At 62.3% G+C, this 26,761-nt stretch carries 19 protein-coding genes; 15 read left to right on the forward strand and 4 right to left on the reverse strand.

The window, feature by feature from the left end:
- Positions 1-387: 387 nt before the first annotated feature.
- Positions 388-3,291: a TonB-dependent receptor domain-containing protein gene (locus GYH35_RS12055; protein WP_161812079.1), complete on the forward strand. Its 2,904-nt coding sequence runs from the start codon at positions 388-390 to the stop codon at positions 3,289-3,291.
- A 50-nt stretch (positions 3,292-3,341) separates the two neighbouring features.
- Here the strand turns inward: GYH35_RS12055 and GYH35_RS12060 are convergent, their stop codons facing one another.
- The gene (locus GYH35_RS12060) at positions 3,342-4,199 is read right to left on the reverse strand and encodes a sugar phosphate isomerase/epimerase family protein (protein ID WP_161812080.1); all 858 of its coding nucleotides are present in this window, start codon (positions 4,197-4,199) and stop codon (positions 3,342-3,344) included.
- 139 nt (positions 4,200-4,338) lie between these two features.
- On the opposite strand from GYH35_RS12060, the gene GYH35_RS12065 reads away from it, so the two are divergent.
- From GYH35_RS12065 to GYH35_RS12085, 5 genes are read left to right on the forward strand one after another with little or no spacing between them, the layout of a single operon-like run.
- Positions 4,339-5,799 carry an aldehyde dehydrogenase gene (locus GYH35_RS12065; RefSeq protein ID WP_161812081.1) on the forward strand — a complete coding sequence of 487 codons (1,461 nt, stop codon included), beginning with the start codon at positions 4,339-4,341 and terminating at the stop codon, positions 5,797-5,799.
- Positions 5,796-6,998, forward strand: a complete 1,203-nt coding sequence (locus GYH35_RS12070) for a CaiB/BaiF CoA transferase family protein (protein ID WP_161812082.1) — start codon at positions 5,796-5,798, stop codon at positions 6,996-6,998. Before GYH35_RS12065 ends, GYH35_RS12070 begins: the two co-directional genes overlap by 4 nt.
- Positions 6,995-7,825: a citryl-CoA lyase gene (locus tag GYH35_RS12075; protein ID WP_161812083.1), complete on the forward strand. Its 831-nt coding sequence runs from the start codon at positions 6,995-6,997 to the stop codon at positions 7,823-7,825. Before GYH35_RS12070 ends, GYH35_RS12075 begins: the two co-directional genes overlap by 4 nt.
- Before the next feature lie 29 nt (positions 7,826-7,854).
- A complete protein-coding gene (locus tag GYH35_RS12080) occupies positions 7,855-9,612 on the forward strand; it encodes a thiamine pyrophosphate-binding protein (RefSeq protein WP_161828523.1) in 1,758 nt (585 codons plus the stop codon).
- Between the two features lie 47 nt (positions 9,613-9,659).
- Positions 9,660-11,333 (forward strand): carboxylesterase/lipase family protein, encoded by a 1,674-nt coding sequence (locus GYH35_RS12085; protein ID WP_161828524.1) that lies wholly within the window; start codon positions 9,660-9,662, stop codon positions 11,331-11,333.
- On the opposite strand, the gene GYH35_RS12090 is transcribed toward GYH35_RS12085, so the two are convergent.
- Entirely contained in the window at positions 11,330-12,640 is a 1,311-nt protein-coding gene (locus GYH35_RS12090) for an MFS transporter (protein WP_161812554.1), read from the reverse strand. The genes GYH35_RS12085 and GYH35_RS12090 overlap by 4 nt on opposite strands.
- A 105-nt stretch (positions 12,641-12,745) precedes the next feature.
- Between GYH35_RS12090 and GYH35_RS12095 the strand changes: the two genes are divergently transcribed.
- From GYH35_RS12095 to GYH35_RS12120, 6 genes are all read left to right on the forward strand, one after another.
- Positions 12,746-13,417, forward strand: coding sequence for a TetR/AcrR family transcriptional regulator (locus GYH35_RS12095; RefSeq protein WP_161812086.1), 672 nt, complete (start codon positions 12,746-12,748; stop codon positions 13,415-13,417).
- Positions 13,418-13,612: 195 nt separating this feature from the next.
- Entirely contained in the window at positions 13,613-15,499 is a 1,887-nt protein-coding gene (locus tag GYH35_RS12100) for a bifunctional sugar phosphate isomerase/epimerase/4-hydroxyphenylpyruvate dioxygenase family protein (protein WP_161812087.1), read from the forward strand.
- Between the two features lie 110 nt (positions 15,500-15,609).
- Complete coding sequence (locus GYH35_RS12105) at positions 15,610-16,617, forward strand: alpha/beta hydrolase (protein WP_161812088.1); 1,008 nt, start codon at positions 15,610-15,612, stop codon at positions 16,615-16,617.
- Positions 16,614-17,513 (forward strand): shikimate dehydrogenase, encoded by a 900-nt coding sequence (locus tag GYH35_RS12110; protein ID WP_202624263.1) that lies wholly within the window; start codon positions 16,614-16,616, stop codon positions 17,511-17,513. The genes GYH35_RS12105 and GYH35_RS12110 overlap by 4 nt, the downstream gene beginning before the upstream one ends.
- Before the next feature lie 90 nt (positions 17,514-17,603).
- The gene (locus GYH35_RS12115) at positions 17,604-20,486 is read left to right on the forward strand and encodes a TonB-dependent receptor domain-containing protein (protein WP_161828525.1); all 2,883 of its coding nucleotides are present in this window, start codon (positions 17,604-17,606) and stop codon (positions 20,484-20,486) included.
- A gap of 50 nt (positions 20,487-20,536) precedes the next feature.
- Positions 20,537-21,580, forward strand: a complete 1,044-nt coding sequence (locus GYH35_RS12120; protein ID WP_161828526.1) for a hypothetical protein — start codon at positions 20,537-20,539, stop codon at positions 21,578-21,580.
- Here the strand turns inward: GYH35_RS12120 and GYH35_RS34595 are convergent.
- Positions 21,569-21,739, reverse strand: a complete 171-nt coding sequence (locus GYH35_RS34595) for a hypothetical protein (protein ID WP_202624264.1) — start codon at positions 21,737-21,739, stop codon at positions 21,569-21,571. The genes GYH35_RS12120 and GYH35_RS34595 overlap by 12 nt on opposite strands.
- A 40-nt stretch (positions 21,740-21,779) precedes the next feature.
- Here GYH35_RS34595 and GYH35_RS12125 point away from each other — a divergent pair, with 40 nt between their 5' ends.
- The 3 genes from GYH35_RS12125 to GYH35_RS12135 all read left to right on the forward strand — a co-directional run bounded on the left by GYH35_RS12125 (position 21,780) and on the right by GYH35_RS12135 (position 25,354).
- On the forward strand, positions 21,780-22,217 hold the full coding sequence (locus tag GYH35_RS12125) for a metallophosphoesterase family protein (protein ID WP_202624265.1): 438 nt from the start codon (positions 21,780-21,782) through the stop codon (positions 22,215-22,217).
- 84 nt (positions 22,218-22,301) lie between these two features.
- Entirely contained in the window at positions 22,302-24,527 is a 2,226-nt protein-coding gene (locus tag GYH35_RS12130) for a patatin-like phospholipase family protein (protein WP_161828527.1), read from the forward strand.
- 44 nt (positions 24,528-24,571) lie between these two features.
- Entirely contained in the window at positions 24,572-25,354 is a 783-nt protein-coding gene (locus tag GYH35_RS12135; RefSeq protein ID WP_202624266.1) for a ZIP family metal transporter, read from the forward strand.
- Position 25,355: 1 nt separating this feature from the next.
- Here the strand turns inward: GYH35_RS12135 and GYH35_RS12140 are convergent, their stop codons facing one another.
- On the reverse strand, positions 25,356-26,747 hold the full coding sequence (locus GYH35_RS12140) for a sulfatase family protein (protein WP_161828528.1): 1,392 nt from the start codon (positions 26,745-26,747) through the stop codon (positions 25,356-25,358).
- Positions 26,748-26,761 lie beyond the last annotated feature (14 nt).

Below are 26,761 nucleotides of genomic sequence, written 5' to 3' on the forward strand. Positions count from 1 at the left end.
GGTTGATGGCCGCTGGATCGAAAGGGTCAGGGCGGAGGCGGCCCGCGCGAGCAGGTAATCGGTGTCACGACTTCATGGCCGGCGGCCGCGCGCATGCGCTCGTCATGCAAATGTTCCATTCGCACGCCCCCCTTACATCGTCGTTTGTTTGCTGTTCGCCGGCGCATCGGAGCACGCGCCGGTCGATCGACCATAAACGAACCATTTCGTACATGTCAACGCGCATGCTGCCCGATGTACTGCTCTTGACACAAACGTACTAGTTCGTACACTCAATGGAAATCCGCTCGCCCCCGAAGCTGGCATGCGCTCGTGAGCCCATGTTTCATTTCAGGGCAATGGAAACGCGCGAGCGCTCGAGAACATCGTCAAGACAGGGGGCAATCGATGCGTATTAGAACAATGGCTGCCGCGCAGGCTGCGTCTTTCCTTGCCGTCTTTACCGCCGGTGCTGCCTCCGGCCAGGCTGCCGAGCCGGCCAGCACTGCCGCCACCGAGGAAGTCGAAGAGCTGGTCGTCACAGGCTCGCGCATCTCGCGGCCGGATTATTCATCGAGCAGCCCGATCGTCACGTTCGGCGAGGCGGCCATCACTCAGACCGGCACGGTCAACATCGAGAACGCGTTGAATCAGCTGCCGCAGTTCGTGCAGGGCCAGACGCAGAGCACGATCGGCGCAGTCGCGCTGGCGGGACGTGCATCGCTGAATCTGCGCGGCCTCGGCGAGCAGCGCAACCTGGTGTTGCTCGACGGTCGGCGCCTGCCGCTGTCGAATGCGAATGCTGTCGTCGACGTTAACTTGATTCCGCAGTTCATCCTCGAAGGGGTGGAAACGATCACGGGCGGTGCGTCGGCCGTGTACGGTTCGGACGCGATGTCGGGTGTCGTCAACTTCAAGACCAAGCGCCGCGTCGACGGCGTGCAGATCGACCTGCGCTCGGGCATCAGCGATCGTGGCGACGCGAATACCACCGATGTGGGCATCACCGCTGGCTTCCAGATCGAGGAGGGCCGCGGCAACGTGATGCTGTCGGCCGGCTACACCGATCGCGATGTGCTGTTCGGTAAAGATCGGGATTTCTATCAGCTCGGCGTGTTGTCCTCGTTCATCGCGAATGGCACCTACGTGCCGTCACCCACCAACTTGCCGACGCAGGCCGCGCTCAACACGGTGTTTGCCCAGTACGGTGTGGCGCCGGGGGCTGTGCTCAACTCTCGTTCACTGGGCGTGAACGACGACGGTTCGCTGTTCGGCCAGATCGGCGTGATCAACTACAAGGGCCCGACCACCGAGTACTTCAGCACCACCGGCAACAATGTTCGCCAGCCGGTCACGTATCAGGAGTACATCGTCAATCCGATGGAGCGCAAGTCGTTCTTCGGCAAGTTCGACTATGACGTGACCGAGCACATCGAAGCGTACGGCCAGTTCCTTTACAACCGCACGACCGCGACCGGGCAGGTGGGCTGGACACCGACGCTGTACGTGGTGCCGACCGTGCCGGTAACGAATCCCTTTATTCCGAATGACCTGCGCACGATTCTGGCATCGCGGCCGAATCCGACGGCCGACTTCACCATCAACCAGCGCTTCATGGGATTGGAAGCGCGCGCCTTCCCATCCGACTTCACGGTCGGCCAATATATCTTTGGCGTGCGGGGCGATCTGCCGTTCAAGGACTGGCAGTGGGACATCTACGGGTCGTATGACTCGACCGATCTGGTCGAAACGCAAGACAAGGCGATCCTCAACTCTCGCATGCGCACGCTGCTGTACGCTGCAGACGGTGGCGCATCGATTTGCGCGGGCGGCTTCAATCCCTTCGGCTTCGGGAACTCGACGAACGTTTCACAGGAGTGCCGTGAATACCTCGAAGCCGAGACTCACGACTACACGCAGCTGACACAGACCATCTTCGAAGCGAGCGTCAAAGGTTCGCTGTTCGCCATGCCTGCCGGCGACTTGAAGTTCGCGTTCACTCTGGATACTCGCGAGAACAAGTTCGAGTTCGATCCCGATCCGTCGCGCGAGAATCTCGACATCATCGGCACATTGCAGACCTATCCTGCGGACGGCTCGAGCGATGTGAAAGAGGCGGCGCTCGAGTTGCTCGTGCCGCTGCTGAAAGACAAGGCGTTCGCGCATCGCCTGGATTTGAACCTGGGTTTCCGCGTCTCCGACTACGATGTCTCGGGCAGAGTTGAAACCTACAAGGCTGACGGTCTGTGGGAGCCGTTCCGCGGCTTCTCGTTCCGAGGCGGCTTCGAGCATGCGATTCGCGCGCCAAATATTGGCGAGTTGTACAACCGACTCGGGGCGCAGGCGCAGATCGGCTCGCCGCCAGGGCAAGGCGATCCGTGCGACGTGCGTTCGTCCGCGCGCACTGGCGCCAATGGGGCAGCAGTTCGAGCGCTCTGCGTGGCGACTGGTGTTCCGGGGCAGATCGCGGACACGTATCAGTACACGACGGTGGCTATCGGCGTGATCAACAGCGGCAACACCGAGTTGACGCCCGAAGAAGCGGACACGATCACCTTCGGCGCCGTGTGGCGTCCGGCGTTCGATGCTCCGCTGTTCTCGGATGTGTCGATCTCGGTGGACTACTACGACATCGATATCACCGATGTGATCGGGCCGGTCAGTGGCGGCACGGCGCTCAGCAAGTGCTACAACCTCGACGGCAGCAATCCTACGTACGATGCCGCCAACGTCTACTGCGGCATCATTCAACGCAACGCCACGACGGGCGGCGTCGACATCATCGCGACCCCGTACTTCAATCTCGGCGGCTTGCGCACCAGCGGCGTCGATGCGCAGATCGACTGGCAGTTCCCGGCTGGTCCGGGCAACCTCGATGTGAATCTGGTCGCGAACTTCACGAACTCCTATGAAGTGCAACTGCTCGAAGGCTCGGCCTGGCAGGAGTTCGCGGGCACCATCGACGGCACGCAGAACGGCGGCATTCCGCTGCCGGACTGGAAGACATTGATGTCCGTGACGTATCGGCTCACGAATTTCGAGGCGGGCGTGCGGTGGCGGCATCTGCCCTCGATGGATGATGTGACGGCGGTGACTCGGCCGGCGAGCCCGGCGCCCGGTGTGCCGGCCTATGACTTGTTCGATCTGACGCTGGCCTATCGCCTGAACGACGGCATCCTGTTCCGTGGCGGCGTCAATAATATCGCCGACGAGGAACCGCCGATCGTTGGCGGCACCATCGGTCAGACGCAGCCGGGCACGTACGACATCCTGGGTCGTTACTATTACGCCGGTCTGCAGCTGAACTTCTGATGTTTGGTCGGGCGCCGAGGGGCAGAACGCTCCTCGGCGCCTGCGTTTTCTCAGTGATGCAAGCGGCGCGGCGACGGCGTCGATGGCGGCTGGCGCAACGTCTTGGCTGCGAAGAAGTCCTTCGCGCTCTCGATGGCGAGCCGCGCGCATTCTTCCAATCCCACCTTTTTCGCCAGCGCCGTCGTGGGGATTTCGAGCGAATAGGGAATCCCCGGGGGCAGGGCGCCGAGGATGCCCTGCAGATCCAGGCCGCCCGCGCCAGGAAACATCCGGTCGTTGCGAGCGGCGAAGATCAATCCGTCCAGTGTTTTGGGCGGCTCGCTCGGCGCATCGCAGACTTGCGCGTAGTGGAACCATGACCCTGGCAGTTTGGCGAGTTCGGCGACGTCCTCGTTGGAGCGTGAGAAGTGCAGCGTATCGATCAGTAACCCGCCGTTGCTTCGGGCGGCGCCTCGAACGATCGCAGCGGCGCGCGCGAGATCAGCTGTCTCCGTCCACGTCACAAACTCGATATCGGCGGTCAGATTACGCTTGGCCGCGGCGTCACACAGTTGGGCGAAATGCTCGGTAACGCGCTCCAGGTTTGAATCGGAGCCCTGAGCGATGAGATGTCGGGCGCCGAGTTCGGCGCTCGCGTCGAGCAGCGCATCTTGCTCGTGGACATCGAAGTCCGGCGTCAGGCGAATGAGCTCTACATCCAGCACCCGCACGCCGGTGGCCGCGAGCTGCCGCTTTGTTTCCAACAACATCGCGCGATCCCGATGCAGCGGATAGCGCGGCTCGTCGTCTGTGACGGCGCTGGGCCGTAGGCCAACGTAGGTGTAGCCCGCCTTGGCTGCGACGGCGACCATGCGGGGTGGGGCCATGCCCAGCACAGTGAGATAGGCGAGGGAATATTCAGGATGCATGCGCGGCCCGGCGGCGGTCACTATGAACCAAATGGTACACGCGTATGGACTAGTTAGTCCATAAAGGGCTACTCTACCGTCCGGCCGCCGCGGGGATTCTCATCGTCTCGATGAGTGCGGACGGCTGCGGGCCGAATAAATGAGACGCTATGGGCACTACATAGGCGGCAAGGAGACAGCGCCGCGCGGCGGGAGCTACCTCGCGAGTGAAAATCCGTACACGGGCGAGGCTTGGGCGGAGGTGGCACGCGGTAATGCCGACGATGTGGCGGCGGCAGTAAGCGCGGCGAAATCGGCGTTCGCGAATCCAGCGTGGTCTGAAATCACGGCGTCGAAGCGAGCGGCGTTACTGCGCAAGGTTGCCGATCTCATCATCGAAGAGGCGCCGCGCCTGGCGCAGATCGAACAGCGCGATAACGGCAAATTGGCCTCGGAGGTCAACTCGCAAGTCCGCTACGTCGGCGAATATTTTCATTACTACGCCGGCCTTGCCGACAAGGTGCAAGGTCATGTCGTGCCGAACGATAAAGGCGGCGCGCTCACCTACATTCGCTACGAGGCCAAGGGCGTCGTTGGCATCATCACACCCTGGAACTCGCCTCTGACGCTGACGAGTTGGAAGTTGGCGCCGGCGCTCGCCGCGGGATGCACAGCGGTCATCAAGCCTTCCGAGTTCACTTCCTGTGCGATCGTCGAGTTCGCCGATTTGTTTCGACGCGCCGGTTTCCCGGACGGCGTCGTGAATGTGGTGACGGGCTTTGGCGATGAAGTCGGCGCGCCGCTGGTTTCGCATCCCGATGTTGCTCACATTGGCTTTACCGGCGGCGAGGCGGCCGGCGTTCGCGTCTACGAGCTCGCCGCGCGTGGCTTGAAGACGGTCACGCTGGAGCTGGGTGGCAAGTCGCCGAATATCATCTTCGAAGATGCCGATTTCGATCAGGCATTGAACGGCGTGTTCGCCGGCATCTTCGCCGCGTCGGGACAGAGCTGTCAGGCGGGCTCTCGGCTGTTGCTACAACGGTCCATCCACGACCAGTTCGTCGAGCGTCTGGTCGCATTCACCAAAGGGCTGCGATTGGGCGATCCCACCTTGGCCGAGACGCAGGTCGGCCCGATCGCCACGCGTCCTCAGTTCGAAAAGATCCTCAAGTACATCGATATCGCAAAAGCCGAGGGCGCGCGCTGTGTCGCGGGCGGCCAGGCGCGTACCGATCTCGGTGCGGGCCAGTTCATCGAGCCCACCATCTTCACCAACGTCGACATGCGCATGCGGATCGCGCAGGAAGAAGTCTTCGGTCCTGTGCTTTGCGTGATTCCGTTTGAAGACGAGGCGGACGCTTTGCGGATCGCTAACGACGTGGCATTCGGCCTGGCCGCCGCGGTCTGGACGAAGGATGTGGATCGCGCGATGTCGATGACCGCGAAGCTCAAGGCCGGCACCGTCTGGGTGAACAACTATCGTGCGACCAGCTTCACCGCACCGTTCGGCGGGATGAAACGCTCCGGTGTCGGGCGTGAGTCTGGCGTCGATGCGATCCGCGAGTACCTGGACACCAAATGTGTCTGGATTGCCAGTGGCCCAGCGAGGAAGTCTTCATGACGGCAGTGCTGTCCGGGATCCGCGTCATCGATATCACCAATGTATTGGCCGGGCCGTTCTGCTCGTATCAGCTTGCGCTGTCGGGCGCCGAGGTCATCAAGGTCGAGGTGCCGGGTGCCGGCGACCTCGCGCGTCAGCTCGGGGCCGACCTGGAGTTGAGCCAGCAGCTCATGGGCGCATCGTTCATTGCACAGAACGGCGGCAAGAAATCCATGACGCTGAATCTGAAGCTCGAAGGCGGCAAAGAAATCTTCCGCCGGCTGGTGCGCAGCGCCGATGTGCTGGTCGAGAACTTTCGGCCCGGCGTGATGGATCGACTCGGCCTGGGCTACAACGCGCTCGCCGGCATCAATCCCAAATTGGTCTACTGCGCGATCAGCGGCTTCGGTCAGGAAGGGCCGATGCGCGAGGCGCCGGCCTATGACCAGATCGTGCAGGGCATGTCGGGTGTGATGAGCATTACCGGCGATCGTCACAACGCTCCCTATCGCGTGGGCTATCCCGTAAGCGACAGCATTGGCGGACTGACTGCAGCCTTCGCCATCTCCAGTGCACTCGTGGGGCGGGAACGCACGGGGGAGGGCCGCTTCATCGACGTCTCCATGCTCGATTCCACCATCGCAACCATGGGCTGGATCGTCTCGAATTATCTGATCGCGGGTCTCGAGCCCGAGCCCATTGGCAACGACAACTTCACGGCTGCGCCGTCGGGTACGTTCAGAACGGGCGCGGGCCTGTTGAACATCGCTGCGAATACCGACGATCAGTTTGCGTCACTGGCGAAGCTCATCGAGCGGCCGGATCTCGTCGGCGATCCTCGCTTCCTGACGCGCGAATCTCGCAAGCGCAATCGGGAAGTGCTGACGCTGCTGATCGAAACTGAGCTCCGCCAGCAACCGGCTGTGTACTGGGAAGATCAGCTCAACAAAGCCGGCGTACCCGCGGGGCGCGTGTTGAGCGTGCCGCAGGCACTCGATCTGCCTCAGATCGCGCATCGCCAGTTGATCCGCAAGGTCTCGAATGTCGCGGGCGTCGGCAAGGAAGTGAGCGTGGTGCAGGGTGGATATCGCTACTCCGATGCCGATGCTCCTTCCGATCTTCGGCCGCCGACCTTGGGCCAGCACACCGAAGCAATGCTTCGCGATCTCGGCTACGGATCGGAAGAGATCGAGAGTTTCCGCGCTGTCGGTGCGATATGAGTGACGATTCGCAGGGGCTGGTCGACAAGGCGCAAGCCTGGTGGAACACGCGCATCATCGATATTCATCCAGGTGAGATCGGCATCCGCGGCTATCCCATTCAGGAGCTGATCGGGCGCATTTCGTTCCCCGACATGATCTGGCTCATGACTCGAGGCGAGCTGCCCTCCAAGGGACAAAGCAAGCTGCTCGAGGCCGCGCTGGTGGCGTCGGTGGATCATGGACCGCACGCACCTTCGATCGCCATCGCTCGCATGGCAGTCACTTGCGGCGTCGATCTCAACAATGCCGTCGCCTCCGGCGTCAACGTGCTCGGCGACATTCACGGCGGCCCGGGCCAACAATGCATGGAGTTGTATGAGGAGGTTCGTGCGGCCAGCGGCAACGATCTGGCGGCGTCGACCGATCGTGTGCTCGACAGCTACATCGCGCGCAATGGCAAGATCATTCCCGGCTTCGGGCATCGCTTTCATCCCGTCGACCCGCGCGTTGCTCCTTTGTTTGCGCTGGTCGAGAGCGCGTCTCGCGATGGCACAGTTTCGGGCAACTACGCGCGTATCGGCAGGGAAGTGGAAGCGGCGCTGCGGCGTCGCACTGGCAAAGCCATTCCGATGAATATCGATGGCATCACCGCAGTGATCTTTTCCGAATTGGGATTTCCCCCGCCCATGGGGCGCGGCTTGTTCATCTTGTCGCGCTCCGTGGGAATTCTGTCGCACGCATGGGAACAGACGCAGCTGAACCAGCGCATCAAAGGCCCCATGCCCAAAGAGATTCCCTACACCTACAGCGGCCCGGAGCGACGCTCGCTCGATCCGGATCGATAACGCATTGGCATTCGAAGCTCGAGGTCCGTATGACACAAACCGTAGCCCAGTTGCTGGTCGAATATCTCGAAGCGCGCGGGGTCGATCACATTTTTGGCCTGTGCGGTCACACCAACATTGCGGTGCTGGCGGCACTCGAGAAGAGCTCGATTCGCTTCGTGAACACGCGGCATGAGCAGATCGCAGCTCATGCGGCCGATGGCTACGCGCGGGCAAGTCGAAAGACCGGGGTGGTGCTGAGCCATCTCGGGCCAGGTCTTACGAATGCGGCGACGGGGGTGGCGAACGCGGCGCTCGATTCGATCCCGATGGTCGTGATCGCCGGCGATGTGCCGAGTCACTACTACGGCAAGCATCCTCATCAAGAAGTGAACATGCACGCCGACGCCTCGCAGTTCGAGATTTATCGGCCGTTCGTTAAACGCGCGTGGCGAGTCGAGCGCCCGGATCACCTGCCGGAGATCGTCGACAAGGCGTTCCATCTCGCCGAGAGTGGACGGCCCGGGCCGGTGCTGATCTCCGTGCCGATGGATATCTTCTCCGCCGAAGCGCGCTCGACGCTGTTCGATCGCGTGAAGGCGAACGCATCGGCCTATCAGAAGCCGTCCATCGACGACACCACCGCTCGAACCATCGTGAAGACGCTGCTGAGCGCACGTAAACCCGTGATGTATGTCGGCGGCGGCATTCTGCTCGCGGATGCGGCTCAGGAGTTGCGTGATTTCGCCGACCATCTGGGCATTCCAGTCGCGCACTCGTTGATGGGTAAGGGCGCGCTGCCCGACGATCATCCGCTGACCCTTGGCATGACCGGCTTCTGGGGCACGAAGTACATCAACGACAGCTGTCGCAATGCCGACTATGTGCTCGCGTTGGGCACTCGCTTCTGCGAGGCCGACTGCAGCTCGTGGGAAGGTGAGTACACCTTCAACATGCCGCCGACCAAGCTGATCCACATCGACATCGATCCGTCGGAACTCGGCCGAAACTATCCGGTGGAGATCGGTGTAATCGCGGATCTGAAGCAGGCGCTGACCGTGTTGAACCGTGTCGCGCGCGAGTTGCTGCCGCAGCCGAGAGGCAACGAGTCGCTGCGACAGGAGATTGCCGCCTATCGCAAGCAGTTCAAGAGTAACAACGCCGCGGCAGAGGCGAGCGCGCAGTTCCCCATGCGGCCGGAGCGCATCCTCGCCGATGTGCGGGCCGTGTTGCCTCGGGATGCCTTCATCACGACCGATGTCGGTTGGAACAAGAATGGGGTCGGGCAACAGTTTCCCATCTACGAGCCTGGCACGATCCTCACGCCCGGCGGTTACGCCACGATGGGCTTCGGCGCGCCGGCTGCACTAGGCGCGAAGATCGCGCGACCTGATCGAGTGGTAGTGTCGCTCGTCGGCGATGGCGGATTCGGACAGAACCCCGCTGTGCTGGCGAGCGCCGTCGAGCAGAACGCGGCCGTCGTGTGGGTGGTGATGAACAATCTAGCGTTCGGCACGATCGCGGGCTTGGAGAAAGCCCACTTCGGCACGACGTTCGGCACAGTGTTTCGTCACAACGACCAGCCGTACTCGCCGAACTTCGCGGCCGTGGCTAAAGCATACGGAGTGGATTCGGTGCGCATCGAGTCGGCGGATCAATTCAAGTCGGCGCTGGAACACGCGGTGAGCTGTGGCAAACCGTATTTGCTGGATGTGATCATGGAGAATGCGCCGGTGCCCACCGCGGGCCACTGGAACATCATGGACATCTATTCGCCGGGCCGGAAGGTGAGCCACGTTTCGACCTGAGGCGGCGACGAACGACGAATGACGCCACGTTGATTGCGGGGAATCGAATGCAGAAGTCTTTGAGCCTGCGTGCGGCCGTGTTTCGCGCGCTGTTGGCAACGACCGCTTTGTGGATGAGCAGCGGCCAGGCGCAGATCGTCGAGAATCCAATTCCCGGCGACCCAGTCGCCATCGATAGCGGCAACGTCAGCGGCAAACTGCTTCCGTCCGGTGTGCGAGCCTATTTCGGTGTGCCATTCGCCGCGCCACCGACGGGCGAGCGGCGATGGGCCGAGCCTCAGCCGCGCGAGACGTGGAAAGGCGTTTACAACGCCGATCGCTTCGCGCCCGAGTGCATCCAGATCCTCCGGCCGCACAACATCAATCATTACTTTGGCGAGGAGGCGACCAGCGAAGATTGTTTGTATCTGAACATCTGGGCGCCGGCTTCATTGCCGCAAGGGGAGAAGGCGCCCGTCATCCTGTGGTTGTATGGCGGTGGATTGTCCATCGGCTCGGCGAGCATGCCCAACTATGGCGGCGAAGGGCTGGCGCAGAAGGGCGTTGTGTATGTCACTGCCGGCTATCGCGTCGGAGCGTTCGGCTTCATGGCGCACCCTGAGTTGACAGCGACTTCTCCGCATCGAGCCTCAGGCAACTATGGCCACCTCGATCAGATCGCGGCCCTGCAGTGGATCCAGCGAAACATCGAACATTTCGGCGGCGATCCGAATCGGGTGACCGTGATGGGCCAATCGGCCGGCGCCAGCTCTGCTTTCAGCCTGCAGGCCAGTGGGCTTGCGAAGGGGTTGTTTCATCGTATCGTCGGCATGAGTGGCGGTGGCTTGCGAGCCGGATCGGACCCGATCTCGCAAAGCGAGGCTGAGCAGTCCGGTCTGGAATTGCAGCGGGCACTCAAAGTCAGCTCGCTGGCCGACCTTCGCAACGTGCCTGCCGATCGCATCCTCGCAGCGCAAGCCGAGTTCCAGTTGGGCGGTACGGCAGGCACCGTGCGGTTCCGACCGAACATCGACGCTCACTTCATGCCGCGCACGCCGCGAGAGATCTTTGCAAGCGGCGAGCAGAACGACGTGCCCTTGCTGATCGGCTTCACCCGCGACGAGAGCGGCAACGAGCTGCGCACGGCTCGCACCCTCGATGAATTCAACACGGCAGCAAAGAAGTACTTCGGCGACAAGGCCGATCAGTTCCTGAAGCTCTATCCGGTGCGATCCGATGCGGATGTATCGACTGTCGGCGCTACTGCCGTTCGTGACGGCGGCATGGCAACGTCGATTCGTAGCTGGGCGCTTGGACAAGTGGCCCAAGGCAAGGCGGCGACTTACGTGTACATGTACAGCCATCCGCATTCGTATGAGCCGGGCGTGGCGATTGCCGACCTCAATCCCGCGACGGCCGGCGCTTATCACACGAGCGAGGTGCCGTTCTTCTTGTTGACCCAGGATGTTTATAACCGCATCCGTCGTACTCGCGCCTGGACGGACTACGATCGCGCCCTGGCCAATAAGATGTCGGATGTACTGGTGGCGTTCGCAAAGACCGGCACTCCGTCGACGAGCGAAGTGAAGGTGCCGAGGTTTACGGTGCGGACGCAGGAGTTCATCGAGTTCGGCGACGAGATCGATACTCGGCGCTTCGATGTGAGCCGGATGGAGTTCTTCTCGACTGTGAACATGCCGGGCGCCGTGGGCGCCGGCGCGCCGCGGACGCCTCGCGACTAGACGTCCATCGCCACCGGCTTCACCTCGCCTACGATGAAGATGTAGGACAGTGCGCCAATGAGGGCGACGAACGCGATGTAGGCGAGGGCGTAGAAGAACGAGCCGGTGGCGCCGACGATCACACCAATGACCAGCGGCGTGACGATGCCGGCGAGGTTCGCGCACAGATTGAATACGCCGCCGGTCAAACCGATCAGCCGCTTCGGCGCCACGTCGGTGATCAGCGTCCAGCCCAGGTTGACCATGCCCTGGCCGAAGAACGCCACCGACAGCACGGCGATCACGACCTGATCGCTATCGACGAAGTTCGCGATCACGATGGTGGAGGCGAGCAGCAGGCCGGTCAGGATGGGCAGCTTGCGGCCCAGCGTCGCCGAGCCGGTGCGTCGGATGATCGTGTCCGAAACCCAGCCGCCGACCAGCACGCCGACCGAGGCGGCGATGAAGGGCATCACGGCATAGAAGCCGACCTTGAGCCAGCCCATGTTCCGCTCGGTGGCAAGATAGGTCGGGAACCAGGTCAGAAAGAACACCAGCGTGGAATTGCCGGCGAACTGGCCGATCGACGCGCCGAGCACCTGCCGATGCTTCAGCAGTGCGCCGATATTGCGCCAAGCGAACGGCGTGGCCGTGCCGCGATAACCCAGCCCGCCGCCGGCCTCGATGTAGTCCAGCTCCGCCCGGTTGACGGTGGGATGATCCTGCGGGTCTCGATAGATTTTCAGCCAGACCGCCGCGAATAACAGGCCGGCGACCCCGGCGATCACGAACAGCGCCCGCCAGCCGAGCTCGGCGACGATCCAGAACAGCAGGGGACTGAGGAACGCCAGGCCGAAGTACTGGCCCACCGAGTAAACTCCGGTCGCGCGGGCGCGCTCGTGTTGTGGAAACCATGTGCTTAGCACGCGGCTGTTGGTGGGATAACATGGCGCCTCGGCGACGCCCAATCCGAGGCGGAATGTGAGCAAGGAAACGAGGCCCGACGCCAGGCCCTGCAGCAGCGTGAACACCGACCAGATGCTGACCGACCAGAAATACGACAGCCGCGCGCCGACGCGATCGACGAACGCGCCGCCGGGAATCTGAGCCGCGGCATAGGTCCAAGAAAAAGCCGAGAACACGATGCCCATCACGACCGCATCCAGCCCCAGCTCCCTGGTCATCGACGGGGCGGCGACGCCCAGCACGGCACGATCCAGATAATTGATCATGGTGCCGACAGTGATCAGTCCCAACACGGTCAGCCGCGCGCGGCTGCGCACGGCGCCCGTGTCCGCCTTCACCGCCACCGTCGCCGTGTTCTCCATCCCGTTCCCCCAGAATGCATATTCATCGAGGCCGGTCGTGTACCAACCGGTCCATTTTTTCACTATGTACCAGGCAGTACAGAGTGTCAATGAACGAGGTCAGTCATGAGCAAGATGCCTAAGAAAAAAGCCACCGCGGAACAACCGCCGGTGGTGACGCGCGATCCCGAGGCCTCGGTGCAGGACATCCTCGCGGTCGCCACCGAGGAATTCGCCATCAATGGCTTGAGTGGCGCGCGCGTCGATCAGATCGCGGAGCGCACGCGCACCTCCAAGCGCATGATTTATTACTACTTCAAGGGCAAGGAGGGCCTGTATCAGGCAGTGCTCGAAAAGGCGTACATGGATATCCGCGCGCTCGAGGAAAAAGCCAAGCTGCTCGACATGGAGCCGCGCGCCGCCATGCGCAAGCTGATCGAGCTGACGTTCGATTACGACGAGACCCATCCGCTGTTCATCAGCCTGGTGAGCGTGGAAAACATTCATCAGGCCAAGCACCTCACCAACCTCACCTCGATCAAGGACGTGAACCAGAGCGTGATTCGCACGCTCACCAGCATCCTGGAGCGGGGGCGCAAGGAAGGCGTGTTCCGCGCCGATCTCGATCCGGTGGACGTGCATCTGCTGATCAGCGCGTTCTGTTTCTTCCGCGTGTCGAACCGGCACACCTTCGGCGCCATCTTCGATCGCGACCTGTCCGATCCGAAGCTGCGCAAGCGGCACAAGAAGATCATCATCGAAGCGGTGGAGCGGCTGCTGGAAGTGCGCAAGGGCTGACACGCTCACATCGGTACGCCTCGCCGGCCAGGGGCTCGGCGGTGTCTTTCAGCGAAGCACGGCTTCGCTCCGCGTACATGGATGTACACCCTGGGCTTGCGCGGAGCAGGGACTGCGCAGCGCAATGGTGCGCGGGGCATTCGGCGCGTACACTGTACGAACCGGTACGGACGTACGTGCCGAGGAGCGCCCTCTATGTTCACGTCCATCGCCTCCGTTTCGATCAGCGGCCGGCTCGACGCCAAGCTGCGCGCCATTGCCGACGCCGGCTTCGAGGGTGTCGAGCTGGTCGAGAACGACCTGCTCGCCTTCGACGGCACGCCGCGAGATGTCGGGCGGACGATCCGCGAGCTCGGGTTGAAGTGCACCGCCTTCCAACGAGTCGATGATTTCGAAGGCATGTCCGGCGCCGTTCGAACCCACAACTTCAATCTGATCGAGCGCAAGCTCGACACCATGGAGCAGGTCGGCGCGGATCTGCTGATCGTCGGCAGCAATGCATCCACAGCCACCTCAGGCGATCGTCAACGCATCGTTGCGGACTTCCATGAGCTGGCCGAACGGGCGCACGCGCGTGGCATGCGCATCGGCTACGAGGCGCTGGCGTGGGGTCGATATATTTTCGATCACCGCGAAGCCTGGTCGGTCGTGAAGGAAACCAATCATCCCGCCTTGGGCCTGGTGCTCGGCAGTTTTCATTCGCTGGTCCGAAACATTCCCATCGACAGCCTGCCCGACATCGATCCGGCCAGGATCTTTCTGGTGCACCTCGCGGACGCGCCGGTGATTCAGATGGACTTCCGCTCCTGGAGTCGTCACTTCCGGTACTTGCCAGGGCAGGGCGAGCTGGATCTGGAAGTGTACGTCGCGGCGCTGCGGGCCCGTGGCTACAACGGCATCTGGTCCCTCGAAGTGTTCAACGATCGTTACCGGGCGAGCGCAGCGTCGACGAGCGCAGTCGATGGCATGCGAGCCCTGCGATACATCGAAGATCAGGTCGCTCGACGTTTGTTGCTGGCGAAAGGATCGGGTCGGCCACCGCGGGTCCAGTGTCACGGCATCGAGTTCATCGAGTTTGCTGCCAACGACAACGAGGTCGAGCCGCTAGGGCAGATGTTCGAGACCTTGGGCTTCACGCTCACCGGACGGCATCGCTCCAAGCGAGTCACGCGCTGGAGCCAGAACGGCATCAATTTGCTGATCAACAACGAGCCTGCCAGCTTCGCTCGAGCCTACGCGGACATGCATGGCGCGTCAGTGTGTGCGATGGGCGTACGTGTCGAGGATGTGCAGGCGGCGATGGAACGCTCGCAGGCGCTGCAGATCAGCAGTTTCTCCCAGCCCGTCGGACCCGGAGAGCTGCAAATTCCCGCGGCGCGCGGCGTGGGCGAGAGCTTGCTTTATTTCATCCGGGATGGTGAACAGCAGCACGTCTGGAAGAACGATTTCCTCTCGGTCAGCGATTCGATAGCAGGCGCGCGTGGCGTCGGGTTGCTTCGCATCGACTATGTGACGCAGACGATGCAGTACGATGCCATGCTGTCCTGGCTCTTGTACTACCTCTCCTTGTTTGCAGTCTCCAAGACTGCGCAGGTCGAGATCGACGATCCGTTCGGATTGGTCTACAGCCAGGCCGTGGAGTCGTCGGATCGAACCTTTCGTATCGTGCTGAACAGCTCGCCGACACCGCAGACCCTGTCGTCGCGTTTCCTGCATGGATTCATGGGCGCGGGCGTGCAGCACCTGGCATTGCAGACCGACGATATCTTCAGCACCGCACAGTTGTTGCAGGAGCGCGGCGTACAGACGCTGCCCATTCCGGCGAACTATTACGAAGATCTGCAGGCCAGATTCGATCTCGACAGCGCGCTGATCGAACGCCTTGCCGCCCACAATATCCTGTACGAGCGCGAGGGGCAGGGCGAATACTTCCAGTTGTTCACCCGTGCGTTCGCCAAGCGTTTCTTTTTCGAGATCGTGCAGCGACGTAATTACCAGGCTTACGGCGCGAGCAATGCTGCCGTTCGTATCGCCGCGCAGTCGCGCTATCGCCCCGACGCTCGAGCTTCCGAGCAGGGCTGAAGACACTCCCTATGTTTCGACGCTTGCCATCGGGTCCTCTCCGAGGCAGTATGTACGAACTAGTACAGAACATAGCCGATGGCGGCGAGAGCACAATGCGTTGCAGGGGCATGAGCAGATTCGGGGCTGGAGTGGGGGCTGTCGTCGTGGCGTTACAGCTGGCGGCGCCGGCTCGCGCCGACGTGGCTGCCGAGACGGCGGCCGCGCCGGTGCTCGACGATCGGTACCCGCGGGCCAAAGTCTCGTTCGGGTCGGATGTCGAGAGTTATCCCGACGTGATTTACAGCACACCGGCGGGCTTCCGGCCGTTGCGTCTCGATATCTACCGTCAGGTCGCAGCCAAGGGGCCGCGTCCGTTGGTTGTTTATATCCACGGCGGCGGCTGGCAGAGCGGTCATACGCGCCATTCCGGCGCGTTCGCGAACTGGCCCGGCGTGCTCGCGTCGCTGGCTCGCAAAGGCTATGTGGTGGCGTCCGTGGAATATCGCCTCAGCAGCGAAGCGAAATTTCCTGCCGCGATTCACGACGTGAAGAACGCGATCAAATGGCTGCGGGCCAACGCGGCGAAATACTCCGTCGATCCGCAGAAGACCATCGTGTGGGGCGGTTCCGCGGGCGGGCAGTTGGCGGCGCTGGCTGCAACGACATGCGGTATCGAAGGAGTAGAGCCGAACGCCTCCGATAAGAACATCGCGAGCCAGTCTGATTGCGTGCAGGGCTTGGTGGCTTGGTACGGAGTGTTCGATTTCAAAGCCATTCCGCCGCCGCCGCCCGGCGTCGACGATGCCGTGTCAGCCGCCGGCAAGTACTTCGGCTGCGCTCCGGCGCAGTGTCCAGATAAGGTCGCGCTCGCCAGTCCGATCTCACATATCGACGCGAAGGATCCGCCGGCGCTGCTGATCCACGGCGAGATCGACAAGGTCGTTGCAGTCGGCCAGTCACGTGCCTTCGACGCAGCTCTGCGAGCGAAAGGTGTCGCATCAGAATTGGTAGTGATTCCCGCGGTCGATCACAGCTTCATTGGCAGCTCGCCCGAGGCAACGCGTCAGGCAAGTTTGCAGGCATTGGCTCAGACCTTCGAGTTCATCGATGCGGTGACCGGAGGCGAACGGAAGTGAGCTCCGCCGTTTCCACCGCAAGCAATCCTCGCGTGCTGGCCGGGCTGATCGGTTCCGGCATTCAACAGTCGCTGACACCGGCGCTGCACATGGAAGAGGGCGCGGCGCAGGGCCTGGATTATCGCTATGAGCTGCTCGATCTGGATCGGATCAACGGCGGCGCGACTGCTTTGCCGGCGTTGCTGGCGTCGGCGCAGGAGCGAGGGCTGGCGGGACTGAATATCACGCATCCTTGCAAGCAGATCATCCTGCCGATGCTGGATTCGTTGAGCGACGACGCGCAAGCGCTCGGCGCCGTGAATACCGTGGTGTTCTCCGAAGGGCGTCGCGTCGGGCACAACACCGATTGGTGGGGGTTCGCCGAAAGTTTCAAACTCGGTCTGCAAGGTGCAGTGGTCGAGTGTGTTGTACAGCTTGGCGCAGGTGGCGCCGGCGCCGCTGTGGCCTACGCCATGCTCAAGCTCGGCGCGCGGCGCTTGGATATTTACGACATCGACACCGCGAAGATGCGAGCGCTCGTTGTGTCGCTATCCGAGTTGTTTCCTTCTCGACAGATTCGCGCGGTCACCGACCTGCGATCGGCGATGGCCGCGGCCGATGGGCTCGTGCATGCGACGACGACAGGCATGGCGAAGAATCCAGGGCTGCCCCTGCCGGCCGACATGCTTCGAGCATCGCAGTGGGTCGTCGAGATCATCTATTTCCCGTTGCAGACGCAGCTGCTGAAGACCGCTCGCAGCATCGGTTGTCGCACGCTCGATGGCGGTGGCATGGCCATCTACCAGGCCGTCGGCGCGTTCCGTTTGTTCACAGGCATTGCGCCGGATGCGCAGCGCATGGCCCGGCATTTCGATTCTCTGGCGCGCCGGCCCGCTGCGCTCGCTGCCGCCGAATGACAGGGGTCCCGATCGGCTGATTACTGGTTCGACATCGACAAGATCCGAGCACCACGGTGTGAGGAACATGAATGTTTGGGGGGATGAACGATGAAACAACGACGATGGCGCCTCGTCGCCGGCCTTGCCGCGACCACGGTTGTAAGCACCGCCCTGGCACAGGAGCAGGCGGCGAGCGGGCTCGAAGAGGTCGTGGTGACCGGCTCGCTGATTTCCGATCCGAATCACGTCGCACCCAGTCCCATCGTCATCGCCGATGCCGAGGCGTTGAAAGAAACGGGCGCGGTCACTCTCGAGGCGGCACTCAATCAATTGCCGCAGTTCTCGCCGTCAGGCACGGCGGGCAATGGTGGCCAGGGCACAGGCGGTCACGCCACCGTGAACCTGCGCGGGTTGGGTTCGAACCGCAACCTCGTGCTGCTCGATGGCCGTCGCTTGCCGCTCGCCGACATCTCCGGCAACGTCGACATCAACCTGATTCCCGACGCCATTCTGTCGAGCGTGCAGACCATCACGGGCGGCGCATCCGCGGTGTATGGATCGGACGCGATGTCGGGCGTCGTCAACTTCATCACGCTGCCGCACTTCGAGGGCATTCGCACCGACGTGCAGTATGGCAACTCGGAGCGCGGTGACTATGAGCAGATAACGTCGTCCGCGGCGTTTGGAACTTCCTTTGCGGACAGTCGCGGCCAGGCGCTGTTGTCCATCGGTTACTCGACCCGCGAAGGCTTGAACGGCGACAAGCGCGATTTCTTCGACCTGGTGACGCCGTCGTCCTTCATCGGCCAGGGCACGTTCGTGCCTTCGGCGACCAACTTACCGAGCCAGGCGGCCGTCAACAGCTTGTTCGCGAGCTATGGTGTGAGCGGCACGGTCGGCAACACACTCAATCTCGGCTTCAACGACGACGGCACGTTGTTCTCGCAGACAGGCGCAAGAAACTATCGCGGCCCAACGGACGGCGGCTACGCGATCATCGCCGGCAACGTGCGCATGCCAGTGGGCCCGCAGACCGTGATCCAGAATCCTCTGGATCGCACGTCCATCTACACCAAATTCGATTATGACTTCACCGACAATCTGACGCTGTATGGTCAGTTCATGCATGTCGATTCCGAGGTCACCACCAGCAGCGGCGGCAGTCTCACGCAGTTCGGCACGCTGACGAGCATTCCCATCACCAACCCGTTCATTCCCGCCGACCTGCGGACGCTGCTCGCTTCGCGTAGCGAGCCGAACGCGCGCTTCACCTGGAATGGCCGTTACGTCGGATTGCCGGCCAAGTCATGGGACGAGCATTACGACACGTCCCAATATCTGATTGGGATGAAAGGCACACTGCCGTTCGAGAGCTGGACTTGGGATCTCTACGGCTCCTATGACGACACCAACCATCTGCAGTCCAACTACAACGCCGTGTTGAAGAACCAGGTGCAGAATCTGCTGAATGCGCCGGATGGCGGCAACTCGCTGTGCGCGGGCGGCTTCAACCCGTTTGGCCTGACGAACAGCAGCAACATCTCTCCCCAGTGCCGCGCATACATGACGACCACGGCAAAGAGCACCGAAGTGCTGACGCAAACGAACTTCCAAGGCGTCGCGCAGGGTGATCTCTTCAGCATGCCCGCCGGCGAGGTGAAGCTGGCGTTGCTGGCTTCGCATAGAAAGAACACCTATCGATACAGCCCGGACTCGCAGCTGGCCTCGCAGAACATCGAAGCCGTGATTGCTTCGCTGCCCTCGCAAGGCAAGTACGACGTGACCGAGTATGCGGCGCAGATCGACGTGCCCATTCTCGCCGATCTCCCGCTCATCGATCGTTTGAACGTGGGCGCGGCGTTTCGCCGGTCGGACTACTCGACCAGCGGCAGCGTCGACAGCTACGAAGGCGACCTGAAATGGACGCCGACGCCGGGCTTGTTGATTCGCGGCGGCTATCAGCGTGCCGTCCGTGCGCCGAACATCGGCGAGCTGTTCGCAGCCGACAGCGGATCGCAGATCGCGTTCGGCACGCCGCCGGCTTCCATCGGCGATCCTTGCGATGTTCGCTCGACGGCTCGTACGGGCGCGGGCGGTGCGAATGTGAGATCGCTCTGCCTGGCGCAGGGCATTCCAACGAGCGTGATCGACAACTACACGTTCCCGACGACGGCGACCGCTGGCTTGACTCGAGGCAATCGCGATCTCGATCCGGAGACCGCCGATACGTACAACGTCGGCTTCTCCTGGCAGCCGAATTCGCAGTCGCCGTGGGTGAGCGGAATCACGCTGTCGGTCGACTATTACGACATCAGCATCAAGGACGTGATTTCCATCGTTCCGGGCCTCACGGCGCTCAGCAAGTGCTACAACCTGGACGGCTCGAATCCCGGCTACGATCCGAACAACTCGTTCTGCGCCTTGTTGACTCGCGATGCCAACGGTCTGTTGCAGGTCATCCGGACGCCGTATCTGAACCTCGGCGGGCTCGAGACCAGCGGCATCGACGTGCAGTTCGCCTGGAGCGCCGACTTGAGCGAGATCGGCTTCGGCACCGGTCGCGTGTTCTTCTCCACTGGCGTGGGCTATTCCAAGAACTTCTCGATTCAGACGCTGCCCGAGACGCCGTTCCAGGAGTACGGCGGCACGAACACGATCGGGGCGTCGTATCCGGAGTACAAGGCGTTGACGAGCGTGGGCTATGGCATCGGCGGCGCATCGGTGTCGGTGCGCTGGCGATATCAGCACGCGATGGACGATGTGACTTCGGTGACGACGCCGGCGAATCCCGGCATCGGCGTGCCGGCCTACAACCTGTATGACCTGGTCGGCTCGTACGAATTCAACGATCAATGGCAGATCCGCCTGGGCATCACCAATCTGACGGACAAGGATTCGGTGTTTGTCTCCAGCTCGCAGACGAGCACGGATACCAGCGTGTTCGACGCCGTCGGTCGCTCGTACTACCTGGGGCTGCGGTTCTCGATGTAGTCGTGGTGCGAGCCGTTGCCTGGTTGATCCTCTGGCTCGCTGCGGGCTCAATGCAGTCCGCAACGAGCGATTCGTCTTCGATGGAGTGCGCGCCGACGCATTCTCTGAAGTTCATCTGCGGCGCCGAGCGACCGGAGGATGTCGCTCGCATTCCGGGCACGCGCTGGCTGGTTTTCAGCGGCTTCAGTAACGGGGCAGGGCTGAAGCTGGTCGATAGCTCGGCGCACTCGATGCGGCTTTGGTACTCCGGAACGCCGGATCAGCTTCAACACGATCGGCAGGCCTTCCCGCACTGTTCTTCGCCGCCGTCTGCCCAATCATTCAACGCGCAAGGCATCAGCCTCCGCACCGCTGCGCCATCATCGCATCGACTCTACGTGGCGAATCACGGCGGTCGGGAAAGCATCGAAGTATTCCTGATCGATGCGCGAGCCGGCGAGCCAAAACTGTCGTGGATCGGCTGCGTATTGTTGCCCGAAGGCATCGCAGCCAACAGCGTTGCGACCTTCTCCGATGGAACGATCCTGGCAAGCGTACTGACGCATCCGGGCACGACGATCACCGACTTCGTGCTCGGCAAGACCACGGGCGGCGTTTACGAGTGGCGCCCTGGCGCGGATGGGTTCAAGCTGCTCAAAGGCACGGAGCTGCCAGGAAACAACGGCATCGAGACATCGATCGATGACAACGAGTTTTACGTCGTCGCATTCGGCTGGCGCTCGGTCGTGGTGTTCTCGCGTGCCGATCCATCCAAGCCTTTGAGACGTGCGGCTGCGCCGGGTTTCATGCCTGACAACATTCACTGGCATGAAGGACGGCTGCTGCTCGCGGGAATGCAGGTCGACGAGCCAGCGTGCGGCGGACTCCGCAAGATCGTCGACGGCAAAGCCGACGGGATGCTTTGCCACCGCGGCTACGGCGTGGCGCAGCTCGATCCGGCGACCATGCAATTCAAGCTGATCGCCTATGACGGTCCCGATCCGGCGTTCAACGGTGTGTCGGCAGCTGTGCTCGTCGATAACGATCTCTGGCTGGCGTCTTATCAATCGGATCGCGTCGCCGTCCGTCGCCTGAGCTACCCGCTAAGTCGCTAGCGAGCCGGTCTCGTCGCGAATGATGGCGATCATGCAATCGACCAGCGCTTCGAGCTGCTTCGTGGTCAGCGCGCGATTGCGCAGACTCACGTGATACATGATGCTGCCGACCAGCGTGTCGAACGCGAACGCCAGTTTCTCCTGGCCGAACCCGATCATCGATGCATCCGCCGCCGATCCGCAGGACAACAGTCCGCAGATGGTGTGGGACAAGCTGATCGGCCAGCACGACCAGATCTTCCTGGTGTTGTGCGGTCACGAGCACGGCCAGGTGCTGCGCACCGACGACAACAAGTTCGGTCACGATGTTTATCAGGTGCTCGCCGACTATCAGGACCGTGGCCAGACCGCGAAGGACGCGGGCGTGAAATCCGCTTACCCGGTCGGCATCGGCGATGGCTGGCTGCGGCTGATGACGTTCGATCTGGGCGGCGCGACGCCCGTTATTCAGGTGCGTACGTATTCGACGCATTACAAGAAGCACAGCACCGAGTCGCCGAGCTATGCGCAGTGGTACAAGGCGCAGGAGAAGCCCAAGCTCAGCGACGAAGAGTTCCTGCGTCAGGACGAGTTTCGTATCGAGTTGAGCGACTTCCGGGCGCGCTTCGGCAAGCCCGCGGCCGTGACAGCTCGCTGAGTTTCGCGCAGACTGGCGCCACCCAAAGTGGCGCCAGTGCTAGCAAAGTCGAGCCCTCGGTGCCCATCCATACCGAGGCAGATCATGGAATGCACGCATTGGCGGCAAGCCGCTCGCGGTCTCCTGCTGTTGCTGGCGACGTGTGTGAGCAATCTTGCGCACGCGGAAGGCGAGCGCATCGGGCTCGTGCTTGGCGGCGGCGGAGCACGAGGCGCCGCTCACATCGGCGTACTGAAGGTGCTGGAGCGCGAACGCATTCCGATTCACGCGATCACCGGCACCAGCGTCGGCTCCATTGTCGGCGGCTTGTATGCGGCCGGCTATTCGCCGGACGAGATCGAGCAGGCCATCGGCTCCATCGACTGGATCGATATTTTCCACGACGACACGGCGCGTCGCGAGCGGCCGATGCGGCAGAAGGAAACCGACATCGGCATCGTCGCCAATCTCGAAGTCGGGTTGGAGGACGGCAACTTACGGTTCCCGACCACACTGGTGCGCGGACAGAAGCTGGGTCTGTGGCTGCGTCGGATGTTTCTTGGCCGCGGCAAGGTCGAAAGCTTCAATGACCTGCCCATTGCGTTCCGCTGTGTCGCGACCGACATCGGTGAGGTCAAGCCGGTCGTGTTTCAGTCCGGCGACCTGGCGCTGGCGGTGCGTGCAAGCATGGCGGTGCCCGGCGCGTTCGCACCCGTGAAGCACCAGGGGCGCGTGCTGGTGGATGGCGGTGTCGTCAACAACATTCCCATCGATGTGGCTCGCGAGATGGGCGTCGATCGTCTGATCGTCGTCGATGTGGGTCAGCCATTGGCGCCGGCGGAGTCGGTGCAAAGTGGCGTGCAGGTGCTGGTGCAAATGGTCAGCGGCATGATGCGCGATCGTACCCAGCAGAGTCTGAGCAAGATGGGCAGCCGCGACGTGCTGTTGCGACCGGAGATGGGCCTGCTGACGAGCGCCAGCTTTCAGGAGGCGATCGAAGGCGTCGATGCCGGTGAGAAGGCAGCGCTCGCGGCCGTGGAGCAGCTGCGCGAGATGTCGGTGTCCGAAGCCGCCTATCAAACGTGGCAACGAACACAGCGCGAGTCGTACTCGCCGCCGAAGACGGTGGCCTTCGTCGATGTGGAGGCGTCACAAAGCGCGACTTCGGAGTTCGTCCACGATCGATTGTCGGCCAAGGCGGGCGAGCCGCTGGACCTGAAGGCGCTGGAGAACGACATTACCGGCTCGTTCGGCCGCGGCACATACGAGTCCATCTCCTATCACATGGACACCGATGAGCAGGGCAGGCCGGGTGTCCGTGTCGTGCCGGTGGATGCCAGCATCGGCCGCACGCTGTTCCGCGCCGGTCTGCAGATCGACGACGACTTCGCGGGCAACAGCGACTATCAGTTGAACCTGGAAGGTCGCGTCACCAGCCTGACCGAGAAGGGCGGCGAATGGCGCACGCTGGTTGGCTTGGGGCGCGTGCTCTCGATAGGAACGGATGTTTATCTACCGTTCGCACAGCGCGGCAATTGGTTCGTCGCGCCGTCGATCGAATACAGCGCGCTCAATCAGCCCTTGGTTGCGGAGGGCGATACCGTTGCTCAGTATCGACTCACGACGTACGGCGGCGCGTTCAAAATCGGTCGCGACATCGGCGACAGGCTGCAACTCTCGACTTCGCTCGTACGCAGTCGTGCCCGCGCCGACCTCAAGGTGGGTTTGCCGGAATTCGCCGAGCTGGATTCGGAGGATGTGGGCGGCGTCGAAGCCGGCATTCTTTGGGACAGTCTCGACAACGTGCGCTTCCCTCGCCACGGCATGCGCACCGAGATCGCTTACACGATGTTCGATACATCGCTCGGCTCCGATCAGGACGGCGACCTGTTGCGTGTCTCGTTCGACAAGGCTTATAGCTTCGGGCGCAACACTGTGGTGCTCGGCGGCCGCGCTTCGATGTCGAGCGACGAGACGGGCGCCCTGCAAACGCTGTCCACCCTGGGCGGACTGACGTTTCTTTCCGGGCTGAGCGAGCGCGAACTGATCGGCACCCAGATGCTGTTCTTCCGAGGCATCTACTATCGACGCCTCACCCGGCAAAGCCTGTTGTTCGATCTGCCGGTCTACCTGGCCGGCAGTCTCGAAGCCGGCAATGCCTGGCTCGACCGCTCGGAAGTCTCAACGGGCGATCTGATCAAAGCCGGCAGCGTGTTCCTCGGGCTGGACTTGCCGATCGGTCCGTTGCAATTGGGCTATGGGCGTACGTTCGATGGACGCGATGCGGTCTATCTCAGCTTCGGATCGCTGGTGCTGCCCAACTATCGTTAGTTCGCGCAAGACTGGCTGCTGCGCGACACGGTAGTATCCGCTGCATGCAAGCTCATGAGATTTTCTGGCGCGGTCTGACGGCGAGTTTTCTTGCCGGCATGGGCACGGTGCTCGGCGCTGTCTGGGTGTTCTTCTTTCGACGCCCTTCGCCAAAGGCGCAGGATGCGTTGCTGAGCGGCGCGGCCGGCGTCATGTTGGCGGCGACGTTCTTTTCGCTGTTGCAGCCGGCGCTCGATCATGCCGAAGCGTACATTTCTTCCAAGCCGCTGGCGGTGCTGATCGTCATCTTCGGTTTGCTCGGCGGCGCCATCGGGCTGTACTGGATACACACGCGTGTGCCGCACGAGCACTTCGTGCTTGGCAAGCAAGGGCCGGACAGCCTGCGCATACAGCGGCTGTGGTTGTTCATCATCGCCATCACGCTGCACAACTTTCCCGAAGGCATGGCGGTCGGCGTTGGATTTGCCGGCGGCGACATGGGCAAGGCCACGCCGCTGGCGGTGGGCATCGGACTGCAAAACATTCCGGAGGGACTGGCGGTTGCGGCGGCCATGCTGGCCATCGATTATCCGAAGTCACAGGCGTTTCTGGTCGCCTCCTTGACCGGATTGGTCGAACCGCTGGGCGGCGCGGTGGGCGCCTCGGCCGTGTGGATTGCCGGGCCGATGATGCCCATCGTACTCGGCATGGCGGCCGGCGCCATGTTGTTCATCATCAGCGATGAAATCATTCCCGAGACCCATCGCGGCGGCTACGAAGATATCGCAACCTTCTCGCTGCTCGGCGGCTTCGCGGTGATGATGTTTCTGGACGCGGTGTTTGCTTGAGTCAGTGATGACCGAAGGGCGACGAGGTGCCCGGCAGCCACGGATCGTGCGTCTCCGCCTGGAACTTCTTCATATCCGCTCGCATGGTCTGCATGACTTGCCGATAGGCCGGATCGTTCGCGACATTCCGTAGCTCGTGCGGGTCTTTGCTCAAGTCGTAGAGCTCTTCGTCGGGCCGGTGCAAAAATGCGTCGAGCGAGCGGGCGCCCAGTCCCAGAGAAGGCTTCGCTTCGATCGCATGCCAGGAGGCCGAGGAGGCGATGTCTCCCGCGATGGGGAAGGCCAGCGGTGCTGCGAGATTCGTGATGTATTTGTACTGTCGCGTGCGCAGCGCGCGCATCGGGTAGTACTGCTGAACCTCATGGAAGCCATGCGAGGCGTACACACGATCCCAGCCTTTCGGCTGGCTCTGATCGAGAATGGGCAGTAAGGATCGGCCCTGCAGTTTGTATTCCTTCGGTGCGGGCACCCCGGCCCACTCGAGGATGGTCGGCGCGATATCGACCCAACTCACCATGGCATCGTTCTTCACTCCACGCTTGGATTGCGTCGGCGACGCAACGATCAGCGGCAAGTGGATGCCTTCATCGTACAGCGTGGTCTTCGCGCCGGGGAAGGGCCGGCCGTTGTCGCTCAGGAAGATCACGAGCGTGTCGTCGGCGCGGCCGGACTCCTTCAATCCCTCGAGCAGCAGGCCGATGCCGCTGTCGAGGCGGCTGATCGATTCGTAATAGTCGGCGAGGTCCTTGCGGACTTCAGGAACGTCGGGCAGATGCGCGGGCACCGGGATTTTCTTCGGATCGTAAGTGACCTGCTTGATCGACGGCCATGCCTGCGTGTTGCCAAAGTTCTCGGCCGCGCGATGCGGGTCGCTGAAGCCGACGATCATCAGGAAGGGTTTACCAGCATTCGCTGCCATGAACTTGCGAGCTTCGTCGGCCATGAATGCGACGTCACGGACGCCGGGCTTCTCGGGCGCTAGCTCCGCATCGAAGGGCAGAGCCGATTCGGGGAGGATGTGTTTCTTGCCGACCAGTGCTGTTGCGTAGCCGGCGGCCTTGAGTATCTGGGGCAGGGTGCGAACCCAAGGCAAGTAGTGCTGGTTGTGAACGTCGTGGGCCAGGCCGTACATGCCATTGCTGTGCGAGTACAAGCCGCTGTAGATCACGGAGCGGCTCGGGCTACAGGACGAAACGGTGGCGAATGCATTCGTGAACAACGTGCCGCGCGATGCGAGGCCATCGAGGATCGGTGTCTGCAAAACGGGGTTGCCGTAAGCCCCGAGGTCGCGGCCCTGATCGTCGGAGATGATCAGCAAGACGCTGCGAGGCGCGGCCACTGCGGCCGTCGCGAACAGCGAGCACAGCAGGAGTATCCATCGATAGTGACGCATGTCCGCCAGCATAG

Source organism: Steroidobacter agaridevorans (genome assembly GCF_009932555.1).
Taxonomy (GTDB): Bacteria; Pseudomonadota; Gammaproteobacteria; order Steroidobacterales; family Steroidobacteraceae; genus Steroidobacter; species Steroidobacter agaridevorans.

Excerpts from the sequence above, each read along its gene's own strand:
- GYH35_RS12055 (WP_161812079.1), top strand. The coding sequence starts at position 388 with ATGCGTATTAGAACAATGGCTGCCGCGCAGGCTGCGTCTTTCCTTGCC.
- GYH35_RS12060 (WP_161812080.1), bottom strand. The coding sequence starts at position 4,199 with ATGCATCCTGAATATTCCCTCGCCTATCTCACTGTGCTGGGCATGGCC.
- GYH35_RS12065 (WP_161812081.1), top strand. The coding sequence starts at position 4,339 with ATGAGACGCTATGGGCACTACATAGGCGGCAAGGAGACAGCGCCGCGC.
- GYH35_RS12070 (WP_161812082.1), top strand. The coding sequence starts at position 5,796 with ATGACGGCAGTGCTGTCCGGGATCCGCGTCATCGATATCACCAATGTA.
- GYH35_RS12075 (WP_161812083.1), top strand. The coding sequence starts at position 6,995 with ATGAGTGACGATTCGCAGGGGCTGGTCGACAAGGCGCAAGCCTGGTGG.
- GYH35_RS12080 (WP_161828523.1), top strand. The coding sequence starts at position 7,855 with ATGACACAAACCGTAGCCCAGTTGCTGGTCGAATATCTCGAAGCGCGC.
- GYH35_RS12085 (WP_161828524.1), top strand. The coding sequence starts at position 9,660 with ATGCAGAAGTCTTTGAGCCTGCGTGCGGCCGTGTTTCGCGCGCTGTTG.
- GYH35_RS12090 (WP_161812554.1), bottom strand. The coding sequence starts at position 12,640 with ATGGAGAACACGGCGACGGTGGCGGTGAAGGCGGACACGGGCGCCGTG.
- GYH35_RS12095 (WP_161812086.1), top strand. The coding sequence starts at position 12,746 with ATGAGCAAGATGCCTAAGAAAAAAGCCACCGCGGAACAACCGCCGGTG.
- GYH35_RS12100 (WP_161812087.1), top strand. The coding sequence starts at position 13,613 with ATGTTCACGTCCATCGCCTCCGTTTCGATCAGCGGCCGGCTCGACGCC.
- GYH35_RS12105 (WP_161812088.1), top strand. The coding sequence starts at position 15,610 with ATGAGCAGATTCGGGGCTGGAGTGGGGGCTGTCGTCGTGGCGTTACAG.
- GYH35_RS12115 (WP_161828525.1), top strand. The coding sequence starts at position 17,604 with ATGAAACAACGACGATGGCGCCTCGTCGCCGGCCTTGCCGCGACCACG.
- GYH35_RS12120 (WP_161828526.1), top strand. The coding sequence starts at position 20,537 with ATGCAGTCCGCAACGAGCGATTCGTCTTCGATGGAGTGCGCGCCGACG.
- GYH35_RS34595 (WP_202624264.1), bottom strand. The coding sequence starts at position 21,739 with ATGATCGGGTTCGGCCAGGAGAAACTGGCGTTCGCGTTCGACACGCTG.
- GYH35_RS12125 (WP_202624265.1), top strand. The coding sequence starts at position 21,780 with ATGGTGTGGGACAAGCTGATCGGCCAGCACGACCAGATCTTCCTGGTG.
- GYH35_RS12130 (WP_161828527.1), top strand. The coding sequence starts at position 22,302 with ATGGAATGCACGCATTGGCGGCAAGCCGCTCGCGGTCTCCTGCTGTTG.
- GYH35_RS12135 (WP_202624266.1), top strand. The coding sequence starts at position 24,572 with ATGCAAGCTCATGAGATTTTCTGGCGCGGTCTGACGGCGAGTTTTCTT.
- GYH35_RS12140 (WP_161828528.1), bottom strand. The coding sequence starts at position 26,747 with ATGCGTCACTATCGATGGATACTCCTGCTGTGCTCGCTGTTCGCGACG.